The sequence below is a fragment of the Streptomyces atroolivaceus genome, from assembly GCF_000717025.1.
Taxonomy (GTDB): Bacteria; Actinomycetota; Actinomycetes; order Streptomycetales; family Streptomycetaceae; genus Streptomyces; species Streptomyces atroolivaceus.
On the sequence record NZ_JNXG01000001.1, the window covers coordinates 67,515 to 82,604 of the forward strand.

Below are 15,090 nucleotides of genomic sequence, written 5' to 3' on the forward strand. Positions count from 1 at the left end.
ACCCCCCGGATCCCACCCACGGAGGCTCCCGCATGCCCACGTCCGTCAACGTCGCCGTCATCTACTACTCCTCCACCGGCACCATCTCCACGATCGCCAAGGCCATCGCGAAGGACGCCGAGAACGCCGGCGCGCAGGTGCGCCTGCGGAAGGCCGCCGAGCTCGCCCCGCAGGCGGCCATCGACTCCAATCCGGCCTGGGCCGAGCACGCGAGGGCGACCGCCGACATCACCGAGGTCTCGCCTGACGACATGGTCTGGGCGGACGCGGTCGTCTTCGGCACGCCCACCCGGTACGGCAATGTCACCGCCCAGCTCAAACAGTTCCTCGACACGCTGGGAGGGCTCTGGCAGGCGGGGAAGCTCGCCGACAAGGTCTACAGCGGCTTCACCGCCAGCAGCACCACCCACGGCGGCCAGGAGTCCACCCTGCTGGCGCTGTACAACACGATCTACCACTTCGGCGGCATCCTGGTCCCTCCCGGCTACACGGACCCCTCCAAGTTCGTCGACGGCAATCCGTACGGCACCTCCCACGTCTCGGGGCAGGGCGACATCCCGGTGGGCGAACAGACCCTGACCGCCGCGCGGGTCCAGGCCGAACGGGTCGTGAAGTTCACCCGGGCGGTCAAGGCCGGACTCGCGGCCGAGAACTGAGGGGGCCGTCATGCCGCTCCACCAGGGTTCACACGCCAGGCGCGCTCCGTCCGACGAGCACCGCAGACTCGCACTCAACCCGTTCTTCGGTGAGGCCGACCCGACCGCGCCGATGGTCGCGGCGCCGCCGAGGCATCAGCTCCCGGAAGGCCCGCTGCCCCCGTCGACCGCCTACCGGCTCGTCCACGACGAACTGATGCTCGACGGGAACTCCCGGCTCAACCTGGCCACGTTCGTCACCACCTGGATGGAGCCCCAGGCCGGTGTGCTGATGGGCGAGTGCCGGGACAAGAACATGATCGACAAGGACGAGTACCCCCGCACCGCCGAGCTGGAGCGGCGCTGTGTGGCGATGCTCGCCGACCTCTGGAACGCCCCCGACCCGGCGACCACGGTGGGCTGCTCGACCACGGGCTCCAGCGAGGCGTGCATGCTGGCGGGCATGGCGCTCAAGCGCCGCTGGTCCGCCAGGAACGCCGACCGCTATCCGGCGTCCGCGCGGCCCAATCTCGTGATGGGCGTGAACGTACAGGTCTGCTGGGAGAAGTTCTGCACGTTCTGGGAGGTCGAGCCCCGCCAGGTACCGATGGACGGCGAGCGTTTCCACCTGGACCCCCAGGCGGCAGCCGAGCTGTGCGACGAGAACACCATCGGAGTGGTCGGGATCCTCGGCTCCACCTTCGACGGTTCCTACGAGCCGGTCGCCGATCTCTGCGCGGCACTGGACGGACTGCAGGAGCGCACCGGGCTCGACATCCCGGTCCACGTGGACGGGGCGTCCGGGGCGATGGTGGCTCCGTTCCTCGACCAGGACCTGGTGTGGGACTTCCGGCTGCCCAGGGTGTCCTCGATCAACACCTCGGGGCACAAGTACGGGCTCGTCTACCCGGGTGTGGGCTGGGCACTGTGGCGTTCCCCTGCCGAGCTGCCGGAAGAACTCGTCTTCCGGGTCAACTACCTGGGCGGCGACATGCCGACCTTCGCACTGAACTTCTCCCGGCCCGGCGCACAGGTGGTGGCGCAGTACTACACCTTCCTGCGGCTGGGCCGGGAGGGCTACCGGGCCGTTCAGCAGGCGTCCCGGGACATCGCGCGACACCTCGCCGGGGCGTTCGAGGCGCTGGACGACTTCAGGCTCCTGACCCGGGGCGACGAACTTCCGGTGTTCGCGGTGACGACGAAGCCCGAGGTGAAGGCGTACGACGTCTTCGACGTGTCGCGGCGGCTGCGCGAGCGCGGCTGGCTGGTGCCCGCGTACACCTTCCCCGCCAACCGCCAGGACCTCTCGGTGCTGCGCGTCGTCTGCCGCAACGGCTTCTCCTCGGATCTGGCGGAGATGCTGGTGGACGATCTGCGCGGGCTCCTGCCCGAACTGCGCGCCCAGGCGCATCCTTCGACCCTGGACGCGGGAGCCAGGACGGCCTTCCACCACTGACACACCGGAGGGACGGTCAGCGGCTGAGCCGTGCGAACCCGCGTACCGCCAGCGGGAAGAACACGGCGATCAGCGCCACCGGCCACAGGACGGCGAGCAGCTCGGCGTGCTCGGCGGCCCAGGAGCCCGACGGGCCGCCGGGGTTGCCGAACAGGCCGCGTACCGCCGTCGCCGTGGCCGACATCGGGTTCCACTCGACGACGGTGCCGAGCCAGTCCGGCATCGACTCCGGCGACGCGAAGACGTTGGAGAGGAAGCCCACCGGCCAGACCAGGATCTGCACGGCCTGCACCATCTCCGGCCTGCCCGCCACCATCGCGAGCTGGATGCCGATCCACAGCATCGCGAAGCGCAGCAGGAGCAGCAGCCCCAGTGCGGCCAGGGCTGCGGCCGTCCCGTTGTGCCAGCGCCAGCCGAGGGCGTATCCGACCCCGGTCATCACGGCGAGAGCGGCCACCGACTGGAGCATGTCGGCGGCGCTGCGCCCGACGAGGACGGCACCCGAGACCATCGGCATGGAACGGAACCGGTCGATGACACCTTTGTTCAGGTCCTGGGTGACGGCCAGCATCGTGCCCTCGAGGCCGAAGGCCATGGTGAGCGCGAGCATGCCTGGCACCAGGAATTCGGTGTTGTCCCCGTCGACCCCGCTGCCGCCTCCCACCAGGTAGTTGAACATCAGGAGGAGCATCACCGGGAAGACCAGACCGACGACCACCTGGACGGGCTGCCGCGCCCAGTGCGCGAGTTCGCGCCGGGTCATCGTCCAGGAGTCGGCCAGTGCCCAGCCGATACGTCCGGGTCCCGCCGTCGCCGTACTCATGCCGCCACCTCCGCGTCCAGGGGAGCCCGGGCCCCGCTTCCGCCTCCGGTGAGGGCCAGGAACACCTCGTCCAGCGTGGGCCGGCGCACCGCGACGTCCTCCGCCTCGATGCCCGCCTCCTCCAGCAGCCGCACGGTGCGGGTCAGAGCCCGCATGCGGTCGGGGGCGGGTGCGCCGACCAGCCGCCGGTCCGTGTCCACGCTCACCCCCTCGCCGAGCAGCGCGGCCGCCTCGCCGAGCCGGCCCGGGTCGCGGACGACCACGTCGACGCGGTCACCGCCGACCGTCGCCTTGAGCTGGTCGGCGGTGCCCTCCGCGATGACCCGGCCGTCGTCGATCACCGAGATCCGGTCGGCGAGCTGGTCCGCCTCCTCCAGGTACTGCGTGGTCAGCAGGACGGTGGTGCCGCCGGCCGCCAGGGAACGGACGGCGTTCCACACCTCGGTCCGTCCCCGTGGGTCGAGTCCGGTCGTGGGCTCGTCGAGGAAGAGGACCTCCGGGTCGGTGATCAGGGACGCGGCCAGGTCGAGGCGGCGCCGCATGCCGCCGCTGTACTGCTTGACCGCCTTGCGCCCGGTGTCCGCGAGCCCGAACCGCTCCAGCAGTTCGCCGGCCCGCAGGCCCGCCCTGCGCGCGCCGAGGTGGTGGAGCCGGCCGAACATCTCCAGGTTCTGCCGGCCGCCGAGCTCCTCGTCCACAGCGGCGTGCTGTCCGAGCAGCCCGATCCGCCGCCTGACCTCGGCGGCCTCGGACCGCACATCGAACCCCGCGACCTCCGCCCGCCCCTCGTCGTGCCGCAGGAGGGTCGTCAGCACACGGACGGCGGTGGTCTTGCCCGCCCCGTTGGGGCCGAGCACCCCGTGCACCGCTCCACGCCGGACGGTGAGGCCGAGGCCGTCCAGGGCTCGCTTCTCTCCGTACCGCTTGTGCACTCCTTCGAGGACGATCGCGTCGCTCACGGTCCCCACCAGCCCTTCGATCTCAGTAGTCAAACTTGACTAGGAAGCGAAGGTAAACCCGCCGAAAGCATTAGTCAAACTTGATCAGTGAGCATCCCCGGCATCGGGGACCCCGGTGGCGAACGGGTTCTCCTCCCCTTCGGAGAGCACGCCGACGAAGGGCTCGCCCTCTCCCGCGAAGGTGTAGGCCCCCGCCTCGATCCGTGCGATCAGGCCGCGGGTCCACTCGGCACCCGCATCCGCCGAGTGCACCCACATGTTCATGATCTCGCCGATGTGCCCGATCGACTCCGGACCGTCCGACGGCGTCCAGTACTCCGTGACCGAGGCCCGCCAGCCCTCGATGGCGGCGACCCGTTCCCGTAGGAGCGCCACCGCCTCCGCCCGCTCCAGGTCGACGATGAAGCCGATACCGGCCGAGAGCACGTCCACGCTCTGGTCGTACGAGGTCAGCGAGGCCCGCAGCAGGGTGAAGAACTCCTCCGTACCGCGCTCGGTGATCTCGTACTCGGTGCGGGGCGGGCCTCCGGCGGTGGACGGGGCGACCTCGTGCGCGAGGAGAAGTCCCTGCTTGGCCATCTGCTTGAGCGCGTGGTAGATCGACCCCGGCTTGGCGTTGGACCACTCGTGGGCGCCCCAGTACTCCAGGTCGTTGCGCACCTGATAGCCGTGCGCGCGGCCGTGCTGACGCACGGCACCCAGGACCAGGAGACGGATCGCCGACATACCACCCACCCTTTGTGATCGACCTCGACCAGCGTAGCCCGGCCCTTCGACGGCCGGGCCGAGGCCCTTCCCGCCGTCCGGCGTGCCGCCAGGGGTGCCGATGTGCCTGCATGCCGGCCGGTCTCCTCGGCCGGACGGACCAGCAGCCGGGCGCACGGATCGGCCGCCGGGGCGCCCCGGAACCCGTGACCCCCTCAGGCCGGATTCCGCCCCCTGCCGGCACCTGTCAGAAGGGAAAGACGGTCCGCCCGTGCTGCACCGAGATCCACTTCCGGGTGGTGAAGGCCTCCACGGCGGCCTCACCGTTCAGCCGCCCCATGCCGGACCTCTTCTCGCCCCCGAACGCGACCGCCGGATCGTCCTGCACGGTCGCGCCGTTGACGTGGAACATCCCGCCGCGAATGCGCCGGGCGAACCGCACGCCGCGCTCGGCGTCCGCCGTGTGAACGGCGCCGCTCAGCCCGTAGGGACTGTCGTTGACGATGCGTACGGCGTCTTCCTCACCGTCGAAGGGCACCATCAGCGCCACGGGGCCGAAGATCTCCTGTTCCAGCAGCGGTGAGCCTTCGGGCAGCCCGGTCAGCACGGTCGGTTCGACGAGATTTCCCCGCGTGCGGCCGCGTACGAGCGCGGTGGCGCCGGCCTCGATCGCCCCGTCGACCAGCGCCGTCAGCGCCTCGGCCTGGAACGCGCTGATCACCGGCCCGATACGGGTGTCCGGGTCACGCGGGTCCCCCGCCGGGAGGGCTGCCACCGCGGCGGCGAACCGCTCGGTGAACTCCTTCTCGACGGCCCGGTCCACCAGGATGCGATTGGCGGCCATGCTGACCTGCCCCTGGAACAGGAACCGGCTGTAGACGGCCGCCTGGACCGCGTGATCGAGATCGGCGTCCTCCAGTACGACCAGGGCGCTGTTGCCGCTCAGTTCGAGGATGGTCCTCTTGAAGAGCCCGGCGGCGACGGCGGCGACATGGCGGCCGACCCGGTCCGAACCGGTGAACGAGATCACCTTGGGCACGGGGTGCTGGATGAAGGAGTCGCCGATCTCGGCGCTGTCGGTGATCACGACGTTGAGAAGCCCCGGGGGCAGCCCCGCGTCCTCGAAGATCCGGGCCACCAGTCCGCCACCGGCGATCGGGGCGTGCTGATGGGGCTTCACCACGACCGCGTTGCCGAGCGCGAGCGCGGGGGCGGCCGTCTTCATCGTCACCAGGAAAGGGAAGTTGAAAGCGCTGATCACGCCGACGACCCCGACGGGCAACCGGTAGACCCGGTTCTCCTTGCCGTCGGCGACCGACGGCAGCAACCCGGCCACCGGGCGGAGCGCCTGCCCGGCAGCCTCACGCAGGAACTCCCGCGCGGCCCGGACCTCGTATTCGGCCCTCGCCCGCGTACCACCGAGCTCTTCGATGATCAGCTCGGTGATTTCACCGTCACGTTCGCCGACGAGCCGCACGGCGTTCTCCAGAACGGCCCGCCGCTCATAAGGACCGACCGCCGCCCATTCCCTCTGCGCGCGTTCGGCGGCCCGGTAGGCGAGGTCGACCTCCGCCGCTGTGGCGACGGTGACGGAGCAGAGTTTTTCGCCGTTGTAGGGATTGATATCGATGATGTCCCACGCACCGTTGCCGGTCAGCCACTCGCCGTCGATGTACTGGCGGGCCAGTTCACTGGGGAAGGACATGCAATCCCTTACTGCAGGCGCAGACTCCTGTCGGGCAGTCATCGTACTGGCGATTCACGTCAATTGAAGGAGTCCCCGGAGAAGATCCCGGCTCTCCTCGGGCCCCGGGCTGTCCTCATGGAGACGGATCATGGCCTTTTCGTACTGGGCGACTTCTTCGGCCTTGTCCAGATAAAGCGCACTTGTCAGCTGCTCCAAATAGACGATGTCCGACAGATCGGATTCAGGGAATCGCAGCATGGTGAATGCCCCGCTCTCACCGGCATGCCCGCCAAAACTGAAGGGCATCACCTGGAGGGTGATATTCGGCTGCTCCGACATATCGATCAGATGCCGCAATTGCGCACGCATCACCTCACGCCCGCCGTACGGCCGGCGTAGCGCCGCCTCGTCGAGCACGGCGTGGAAGCGCGGGGCGCGCTCGGAGACGAGCGCCTTCTGCCGCGCCAGCCGCAGGGCGACCCTGCGGTCGATCTCGGCCGCCGGTGCGCCGGGCATGCCACGCGCGACGACGGCGTGGGCGTACGCCTCGGTCTGCAACAGTCCGTGCACGAACTGGACTTCGTAGATCCGGATGAGCGAGGCCGCCCCCTCCAGACCGATATACGTCTGGAACCAGCCGGGCAGCACATCGCCGTAACTGTGCCACCAGCCCGCCACGTTGGCCTCACGGGCCAGGCCCAGGAGCGAATCCCGCTCCGCCTCGTCCGTGACTCCGTACAGCGTGAGCAGGTCCTCGACGTCCCTGGCCTTGAAGCTCACCCGTCCCAACTCCATGCGGCTGATCTTCGATTCGGAGGCGCGGATGGAGTAGCCGGCCGCCTCACGGGTGATGCCGCGCGACTCACGCAGACGCCTGAGCTGTGAGCCCAGCAGGATGCGCCGCACCACAGAACCACTCGACTCGCCTGCCGACACTGGCTTCCCAACCCTCCCCATCGCTTCCCGTACTTCAGGGTTCCCCCGAACCCCGGAGGCGGATTCTGCCACCAAAACGCTTCAGCCCGTACTCATTCGATTACAGAAATGGCAAGACTTTCCGAAAGCTCCAAAACTGCGAAGCGGAAGAAATGAGTCCGAACCGGCACGCTACCGGGCAGAACCGTCGCGTGCACGTGCATCTGCCCTTGCATCTGCTCCGCGCATTGGGAACCATGGGCCTCGCGCACCTGCGTGCTCGTTCGTGTTGTGCCGCTGTACCCGCAGTGCCCGCCAGAAGCAGTGCCGCTACAGCCGCGAATCCCGGGAGTGCCTCGCATGGGGACGAATGGATCGACGATGCTCGAGCCGTTACGGCAGGGGCTTCCCCCCATCGACCCCTCGGCGGTCGCGGGCTCGGCCTCCTGCACGCTGCCGGCCCGGTACGAAGCGGTGGGCGGGGCACGGAAGTTCACGCGCACGACCCTGACCTCCTGGGATCTTGGCGACCACTTCGACGATGTCGCCCTGGTCGTGTCCGAGCTGGTCACCAACGCACTGCGGCACGCCCTTCCGGCCGATGTCGCGCGCGAGCACCAGGACTCCACCGTACGGCTGCATCTGATGCGCTGGACCTCGCGGCTGGTGTGCGCGGTGCGCGATCCCAGCGAGAAGGGGCCCGTCGCGGGAGAGGCGCCGGATTCGGCCGAGTGCGGCCGGGGCCTGTTCCTCGTCGAGTCGTTCAGCGACTGCTGGGGCTGGCACCCGTCCCCCGTACCGGCCGGGGACACGCCCCCCGACGGAGGATTCGGCAAGGTGGTCTGGGCCCTGTTCCGGCTGACGGACCACACGGCGCAGGAGCGTCCCGTCCCGGTCGACGCGTTCCCCGAGAGCCGGTAGGGACGGCGGGCGCTGCCACGCGCCCGGGCCCGCGACGGGGCGCGGCCCGTCGGCGGTGAGCCGCGGGTCGTCCGGCCCGGGGGCCTCCGTGCGGTCAGCCGCCCGCGGCCAGGTGGTCGAACTCCCCGTCCTTGACACCGAGCAGCAGCGCCTCGATCTCGGCCGGTGTATAGACCAGGGCGGGCCCGTCGGGGTGGCGCGAGTTCCGCATCGCCACATTCCCGCCGGGCAGTTTCGCGAACTCCACGCATGATCCCTGGGAGTTGCTGTGTCTGCTCTTCTGCCAGACGACCCCGCGAAGCTCTGTGGCCGCCATGCCGTTGTACACGTGGTGCACAGGACGCTCCCCGAGTTGCAAGGTGCAAATGTCAACTAGCTCGGATCATAGCTGTGTTCATATGCCAATGCATGAGCAGATGCACGTGCACGCCGGGTGCGCGCCCGATTACAGGTTTGCCCCCGATCCGGGCACCCGCGTGTTCGCCCTTCCCCGCCCTCTATGAGGAACAGACGAACGGCACGCCAATTTGGCTCCCACTTCCTGGAGTTGTTCCGTTCGCCCTTGGTGGTCCGCGCGGCCTTTCGGCCCTGAATCCACTCCGGGGAACTCCGTACGGCCAGGTTTCCGCACTCCGGATGCCTTCTCACGGCCGCACCTCACACCGGCCGGCACCTCCTATGCCCGCCCGCTGCTGATCTCCAGCGCACGCGAGAAGTCCTCCAGGGCTCGCAGCAGCAGGGTCGCCCCGTTCTTCACGAAGGGGTCCGGTGGGGGCCCCGGGGCGGCGTCCCGGCGCGCCAGCGCCTCCCTGACCGGTTCCCAGTCCGGCACACGGCGCTCCCGCACCGCCTTGGCGCCCTCCTCGGTGGCCCGGAGCAGCGCGGCGGCCAGCCCCGCGGCCTCCGGCACGGGCGTGGCGGACGCGGCGGGAAGGTGGGCCTCCATGAGCATCGCGACCCGGCCGAACTGGGCGAGGGCGTCCTGGGCGTCCGCCGCGGAGGTCCGCGAGATGCCCCGGTGGCGCACGGGCTCGTGCCGGGCCGTCTCCAGCGCCTCCTGCCAGGCGACGCGGGCCTCCCGGGTGGTGAGGAGTGCCTTGCGTACGTCGTCCAGGCTCCTGGACGCGGGATCGGCGTACCGGTCGAGGACCGTGGCCGCGTAGCGCCCGTCCGTGATGACCCAGTTGGCCAGCCGGTCGCGCAGCCTCGGAGTCTCCCAGGCCGGGTAGAGGGCGTACGCCGCCATCGCGAGGAGCCCCCCGGCGAGGGTCAGCACGACCCGCTCGGGCACGGTCTGCGACCAGTCGTCGCCCGCCATGCCGAGCAGGAACACGACGTACGCGGAGACGCAGACCTGGCTGACCGCGTATCCGGTGCGCATCAGCAGGTACATCAGCCCGGCGCTGACGACGGCGAGGAGGGCGGAGAGCTGCGCGTTCGGGTGCGCGGCCTGCACGATGCCGGTGGCGACGGCCACGCCCAGCACGGTCCCGAGGAAGCGGGCCACGGACCGCGAGTACGTCTGGGTGAATTCCGGGCGCATGACCATCACGGCGGTCATCGGCGCCCAGTAGCCGTGGCCCAGCGGCAGCAGACCGCCGAGGACGTAGCCAGCCGCGGTCACCGCCGACACCCGCTCCGCGTGGCGCAGGATCGTGGAGCCCCGGCGCATCTCGCGGCGCATGGAGCGGTAGATGACGGGGACCAGTCGCAGCAGGGTGGGCCTGCTGCGGTGCGGGACGAGTGGCTCGCCGGGCGTCCTGTCGTCCGTACCGGTCCCCTCGGCGATCTCGATGACGTCGGCGAGGAGGGAGGTGAGCCGGTCGGCGGCCCGGCGGGGCGGGCCGGTGAGGATGACCTCGGTGTCCGGGGACTTCAGTACGGAGAGCGCCGTCTCGTCCAGCCGCACCGGGTCCCCGTGGCGTACCGCCCGGGCAGCGGAGTCGAGCAGGGATCCGGCGGCACCGAGGATCTCCCGCGCCCAGTAGCGTTCGGGCCCCTCGGCCGGGACGCCGAGGGCGGGATCGGCCAGCGAGGCGAGGACCGGCCGCAGCCGTTCGGCGACCCCGCGGGCGCCGTGCAGGTCGGCGGGGCGGCGCCGGGCCTGGCGCGGGGTGACGGCGGCCGCGTTGCGCGCGGTCATCAGCGGTACGGGGTCGAACGGGGCGACCGGGTCGTGCCGCAGCCTGCGGGCGTAGTCGGCCTCGCCGGCCAGGGCGTCGGCGAGGGCGTCGCGCTGCGCGCCCCATCTGCGGACCGGGAACAGCACGATCAGCGCGGCCTGGACGAGCCCGCCGAACGCCATCATCGCGGCGTGTGCGGCGGCGTCGGCGACGGAGGTGGGCAGGGTGATCGTGACCAGCATGATCGCGACGTTGGAGCCCGCGATGATGCCGCCGGTCGGCCCCGCCGCCCAGGTCATCCCGGCGGCGAACGTCCAGAGGACCAGCAGGACCAGGAAGAGCAGGGTGTGGGACACGGTGACGTAGCCGACGAACGTCGACACGGCCAGACTGGCCCCGGAGACCAGGGCGAGCACCGGCCGGGGGCGCCAGCTGCGCTGGAAGGTGGCGATGGCCGCCTGGAACGCGCCGAACGCGGAGCCGGCGGCGATCGCCGGGCCGAAGAGCGCCAGGCTCACCCCGACGACGAGGGCGAGGCCGGCGGCGCCCCGCAACGCGATGAGCGGTTCGAGACGCTGCCGCTCGATCGTCAGCCCCGAGCGGGCGGTCTCCCTCAGCGCCCGGAGCCAGCTCATGGACCGAGCGTAGCCGGATTCTCCGGCAATCCCGACTTATGCCGCCCAGCGGATCTAACGGCGGATTTCCGGCCCTGCTCCACCCATCCTGGCCCGGTCGGCGGCGGCCGTGCCGTGGGTCCAGCCCTCGGCGTCCGTCGCCCCGCGCAGCCGGGTCGTGGTGGTCCTCGGGAACATCCGCTCCGCGGTGCCCGTGACGGCGACGTCCCGGGCGGCCAGGACCGGCAGCAGGGCCCCGGTCCCACCGTCACGGCCCTCGGATCCGGCCTCCGAGCCCGCCGCGGCGGTGACCCGTGCGGTGTCCGCCGCGAGACGGCTGCCCAGGCGCTGGGCGTACGCCATCAGGAAGGACTGCCGGAAGGTCTTGGTCCGCTTGCGTCCGCCGGCCCGCTGCCCGGCCTCCGCCTTCGTCATCGCCGCGTTGCCCTGCACCAGCAGGGAGGTGAAGAGCAGCTCGACGGCTTCCAGGTCCGGCTCGAAGCCCACGACCGTGGTGAAGCCGAACTCGCTGTTCCACACGGCACGGCACCGGTTCGCCGAGGCGACGGAGTCGAGCAGGACGGCCTTGGCGCTCTCGTACGGGGCGTCGACCCCGATCCGGACGGCCCCCGGCGCGTCGGCGCTGTGCGTCCGGGCGGCGAGGAGCGCCTCGTCGATGCTGTGCCGCGCCATCAGTTCCTGTGCCTTGGTGGTGAGCGCCTCGGCCTCCTCCGGGAAGCCCGTCGCCTCCGCCTTCGCGAGCAGCGCCCGGATCCTGGTGAGCATCCGGGGCTCACCGTGGGCCGGCGGCCGGTGCGGAGCGTCGGCGGCCGTGCCGGGCGGCGGCCCGACCGGCTCGATGACCGGGAGCCTCAGCAGGAGCCGGTACAGCTCCAGGAGCGCGGAGGCGTACGTGAAGCGGTCGGGCCGGTTCCGGGGCGCCGGTGCGGGCATCGCGGCGAGCTGGTCCGCCCAGCGTGCCGGCAGCTGCCCGTAACCCGCCGTCTCCGCCCCGATCAGCGCGGCGACGAGCGCGGCCCCGGTCTCGTCCAGCTCGCGCCGGACGATCCGTACGACGTCGGCGGGCTGCCAGCCGCGCGACCAGGCCCGCCGGACGAACTCCTCGCCCCGGCGGTGCAGCTCCTCGTCGGCCGAGGGGTCCGCGGCGAGCAGGGATGCGCCGGTGTCCAGCCCCGCGTCGCCGTCCGAATAGAGGGCCGCGGCACACGCCCGGTCGATCACCGATTCCATCGGGCCAGGTTAGGCGGCGGCCGGCCGCTCAGTGCTCCCCGGGGACCAGGACGAGCTTGCCGCGCACGTGCCCGGCCTCGCTGAGCTCCTGGGCCCGCGCCGCCTCGCCGAGCGCGAAGGTCCGTTCCACGGGGACGCGGAGGCCACCGACCGCCGCCGCCTCGGCGTACTCCGCGAGCCGCCTGCCCTCGTCGGGACGGCTCCCGCCGCCGGCGGAGAAGGCCACCCCGTAGTGGGCGGCGTCCGGGTCGGCGATGGTGGTGACCCGGTCGGCCGTGCCGCCACGCAGCTCCACCGAGTCCGCCAGCGCGCCCCTGCCCGCCACGTCGAACACCGCGTCCACGCCCTGCGGCGCGGCCTCCCGCACCCGGTCCACCAGCCCTTCCCCGTACGCGACCGGGACCGCGCCGAGCACCCGCAGGTAGTCGTGGTTGGCCGGTGAGGCGGTCCCGACGACGGTGGCGCCGCGGGCGGCGGCCAGCTGGACGGCGGCGGAACCGACCGCGCCGGACGCCCCGTGCACCAGCAGGGTCTCGCCCGCGGAGACCGCGAGCTCGTCCAGCACACGGGCGGCGGTCACGGTCGCGACCGGCAGCGCGGCGGCCTCCGCCCAGCCCAGTCCCTCCGGCCTGGGCGCGACGGATCCCACGTCGGCGAGGACGTACGCCGCGTACGCGCCGGTCGCGCTCCGGCCGAGGACCTCGTCGCCGACGGCGAACTCCGTCACTCCCTCACCGGTCTCGTCGACGACTCCGGCGAACTCGCTGCCGGGTGTGGCGGGCAGCGGGGTGGGGAAGGCCGCCTCCATCCAGCCGTTGCGGATCTTGTGGTCGATCGGATTGACCCCGGCGGCCCTGACCTCCACCCGGATCTGCCCGGGGCCGGCGTGGACGTCCTCGACCTGGGCCAGGCGCAGGACCTCGGGGCCGCCGAACTCCTCGTACACGATCGCTTCCATCACCGTCTCCTCCGCCGCCTGCCGGGTCGCCGGTACGCGCCGCGCGCACCGCACTCCGATCCTCCCGGCAGTCGGGCGCGCCCGCCCGGTGAGCCGGACGGCCGCCCTCCCCGTGGGCCGGGGCCTCTGTCGGTGGCGGGTGCGAGACTCGGCTCATGACCGAACGCTGGGCTCTGGCCACCGCGGAAGGGGGCGGCGCACTCCTCGCGCCGCTCACGCGCGACGGCCTGCCCGCCGGTCCCGTCCTGGCCGAGCCCGACCTCGTCGAGTCCGTCCGCTCGCGCCCCGGTGTCGCCCGCTGGGTCTGGCGGTCGACCGCCGGGATCTACCCCCGGCTGCTCGCGGCGGGCGTACGGGTGGAGCGTTGCTACGACATCGAGTGCGCCGAGCTCCTGCTGCTCGGCCACGAGGGGCGGCTCGGGGAGCCCCGCTCCGCGGCGGCTGCCTGGGCCCGGCTTCGCCGTGCGCCGGTGCCGCCCGATCCGCCGCCCCGGTCGGCGGAGCCCGGGGCCCAGTCCTCCCTCTTCGAGCCGCGCTCCGGAGCCGACCTGCCCTTCGAGGCCCTGCTCCAGGTCTACGCCGAGCAGCTGCGCCGTCACGAGGCGGCGGAGCACCCGGGCAGGATGCGGCTGCTCACGGCCGCCGAGTCCGCGGGCATGCTGGTCGCCGCCGAGATGAACGCGTCCGGGCTCCCCTGGCGGGCCGATGTGCACCGCGACGTACTGAACGAGCTGCTCGGCGAGCGGTACGCCGGTGGCGGCGAGCCCCGCAGGCTGGCCGAGGCCGCGGACGAGGTGTCGGCAGCCTTCGGCAGACGGGTGCGGCCCGATCTGCCGGCCGATGTCGTCAAGGCCTTCGCGCAGGCCGGTATCAGGGTGAAGTCGACCCGGCGGTGGGAGCTGGAGGAGCTCGACCACCCGGCGGTGGAGCCGCTGATCCGCTACAAGAAGCTGTACCGCGTCTGGACGGCACACGGCTGGAGCTGGCTCCAGGACTGGGTGCGTGACGGCCGCTTCCGCCCCGAGTACCAGCCGGGGGGCACGGTCAGCGGGCGCTGGACGACCAACGGCGGCGGAGCGCTGCAGATCCCCAAGGTGATACGCCAGGCGGTCGTCGCCGACGAGGGCTGGCGGCTGGTCGTGGCGGACGCCGACCAGATGGAGCCGCGCGTGCTGGCCGCGATCTCCCGCGACCGGGGGCTGATGGAAGTGGCCGGGCACGAGGGCGACCTCTACAAGGCCCTGTCCGACCGGGCGTTCCACGGCGACCGCGACCACGCCAAGATCGCGCTGCTCGGCGCGATCTACGGACAGACCTCGGGCGACGGCCTGAAGAACCTGGCGGCACTGCGGCGGCGGTTCCCGCACGCCGTCGCCTACGTCGACGACGCGGCGAAGGCGGGCGAGGAGGGCCGCCTCGTCCGTACCTGGCTGGGCCGCACGAGCCCGCCCGCCGCCGGGGCGGACGAGGACGGAGAGGCCGGTATCCCGCAGGAGAGCGAGGAGCGGCCGCCCGGGGAGAGCACGAACGCCTACGGACTCACCCCGGGTTATGCCTCGTCGAACGCCCGGGCGCGGGGCCGCTTCACCCGCAACTTCGTGGTCCAGGGCAGTGCCGCGGACTGGGCGCTGCTGCTCCTGGCGGCGCTGCGGCGGACGCTCGCCGCAGGGGGGATGCGGGCCGAGCTGGTGTTCTTCCAGCACGACGAGGTGATCGTGCACTGCCCGGCCGGGGAGGCGCCGGCGGTGGTGGAGGCGATCCGCGAGGCCGGGGAGCTGGCCGGCAGGGTCGCCTTCGGGGAGACGCCGGTGCGGTTCCCGTTCAGCACGGCGGTGGTCGAGCGCTACTCGGACGCCAAATGAGCCGGCCGGGTGACCTGCCACGGCGGCGGCCGGATCCAGGGGCGGCCAGGGCCGGACCCTGGCCGGGCCACGGCCCGCGCCTACCGCCACGGCGGTGGCCCCACGGTGAACGCGCGTCCGCGGAGCGGGGTTGTCGGGCTTGTCTCCGCCTCGCTCTCCTCGCCTTACGGGGTGACGTGCT

The 15,090-nt window shown here is 71.9% G+C and carries 13 protein-coding genes; 4 read left to right on the forward strand and 9 right to left on the reverse strand.

Translation table 11 applies throughout. The annotated features are described in order from the left end of the window. Positions 1-32 precede the first annotated feature (32 nt). Together wrbA and gad are read left to right on the forward strand one after the other, a co-directional pair. Positions 33-656, forward strand: coding sequence for an NAD(P)H:quinone oxidoreductase (wrbA, locus tag OO67_RS00325; RefSeq protein ID WP_033296517.1), 624 nt, complete (start codon positions 33-35; stop codon positions 654-656). A gap of 10 nt (positions 657-666) precedes the next feature. Beyond that, the gene (gene gad, locus OO67_RS00330; protein WP_033296518.1) at positions 667-2,091 is read left to right on the forward strand and encodes a glutamate decarboxylase; all 1,425 of its coding nucleotides are present in this window, start codon (positions 667-669) and stop codon (positions 2,089-2,091) included. Between the two features lie 16 nt (positions 2,092-2,107). On the opposite strand, the gene OO67_RS00335 is transcribed toward gad, so the two are convergent. The 5 genes from OO67_RS00335 to OO67_RS00355 all read right to left on the reverse strand — a co-directional run bounded on the left by OO67_RS00335 (position 2,108) and on the right by OO67_RS00355 (position 7,222). After that, positions 2,108-2,914 carry an ABC transporter permease gene (locus tag OO67_RS00335; protein WP_033296519.1) on the reverse strand — a complete coding sequence of 269 codons (807 nt, stop codon included), beginning with the start codon at positions 2,912-2,914 and terminating at the stop codon, positions 2,108-2,110. Beyond that, entirely contained in the window at positions 2,911-3,873 is a 963-nt protein-coding gene (locus OO67_RS00340; protein WP_033296980.1) for a daunorubicin resistance protein DrrA family ABC transporter ATP-binding protein, read from the reverse strand. The genes OO67_RS00335 and OO67_RS00340 overlap by 4 nt, the downstream gene beginning before the upstream one ends. An 84-nt stretch (positions 3,874-3,957) precedes the next feature. Next, complete coding sequence (locus OO67_RS00345) at positions 3,958-4,599, reverse strand: PadR family transcriptional regulator (protein WP_033296520.1); 642 nt, start codon at positions 4,597-4,599, stop codon at positions 3,958-3,960. Between the two features lie 226 nt (positions 4,600-4,825). Beyond that, positions 4,826-6,283 carry an aldehyde dehydrogenase family protein gene (locus OO67_RS00350; protein ID WP_033296521.1) on the reverse strand — a complete coding sequence of 486 codons (1,458 nt, stop codon included), beginning with the start codon at positions 6,281-6,283 and terminating at the stop codon, positions 4,826-4,828. 54 nt (positions 6,284-6,337) lie between these two features. Beyond that, positions 6,338-7,222: a helix-turn-helix domain-containing protein gene (locus tag OO67_RS00355; RefSeq protein ID WP_051709044.1), complete on the reverse strand. Its 885-nt coding sequence runs from the start codon at positions 7,220-7,222 to the stop codon at positions 6,338-6,340. Between the two features lie 339 nt (positions 7,223-7,561). Between OO67_RS00355 and OO67_RS00360 the strand changes: the two genes are divergently transcribed. Continuing rightward, the gene (locus OO67_RS00360) at positions 7,562-8,101 is read left to right on the forward strand and encodes an ATP-binding protein (RefSeq protein ID WP_051709046.1); all 540 of its coding nucleotides are present in this window, start codon (positions 7,562-7,564) and stop codon (positions 8,099-8,101) included. Between the two features lie 94 nt (positions 8,102-8,195). Here OO67_RS00360 and OO67_RS00365 read toward each other — a convergent pair whose 3' ends face one another. From OO67_RS00365 to OO67_RS00380, 4 genes are all read right to left on the reverse strand, one after another. Then, on the reverse strand, positions 8,196-8,438 hold the full coding sequence (locus OO67_RS00365; RefSeq protein ID WP_033296523.1) for a DUF397 domain-containing protein: 243 nt from the start codon (positions 8,436-8,438) through the stop codon (positions 8,196-8,198). Positions 8,439-8,777: 339 nt separating this feature from the next. Next, complete coding sequence (locus OO67_RS00370) at positions 8,778-10,859, reverse strand: FUSC family protein (RefSeq protein WP_033296524.1); 2,082 nt, start codon at positions 10,857-10,859, stop codon at positions 8,778-8,780. A gap of 54 nt (positions 10,860-10,913) precedes the next feature. Next, positions 10,914-12,089, reverse strand: a complete 1,176-nt coding sequence (locus OO67_RS00375; protein ID WP_033296525.1) for a DUF2786 domain-containing protein — start codon at positions 12,087-12,089, stop codon at positions 10,914-10,916. A gap of 28 nt (positions 12,090-12,117) precedes the next feature. After that, positions 12,118-13,047, reverse strand: coding sequence for an NADP-dependent oxidoreductase (locus OO67_RS00380; RefSeq protein ID WP_033296982.1), 930 nt, complete (start codon positions 13,045-13,047; stop codon positions 12,118-12,120). A gap of 155 nt (positions 13,048-13,202) precedes the next feature. Between OO67_RS00380 and OO67_RS00385 the strand changes: the two genes are divergently transcribed. Continuing rightward, on the forward strand, positions 13,203-14,909 hold the full coding sequence (locus tag OO67_RS00385; RefSeq protein ID WP_033296526.1) for a bifunctional 3'-5' exonuclease/DNA polymerase: 1,707 nt from the start codon (positions 13,203-13,205) through the stop codon (positions 14,907-14,909). The last annotated feature ends 181 nt before the right edge of the window (positions 14,910-15,090 follow it).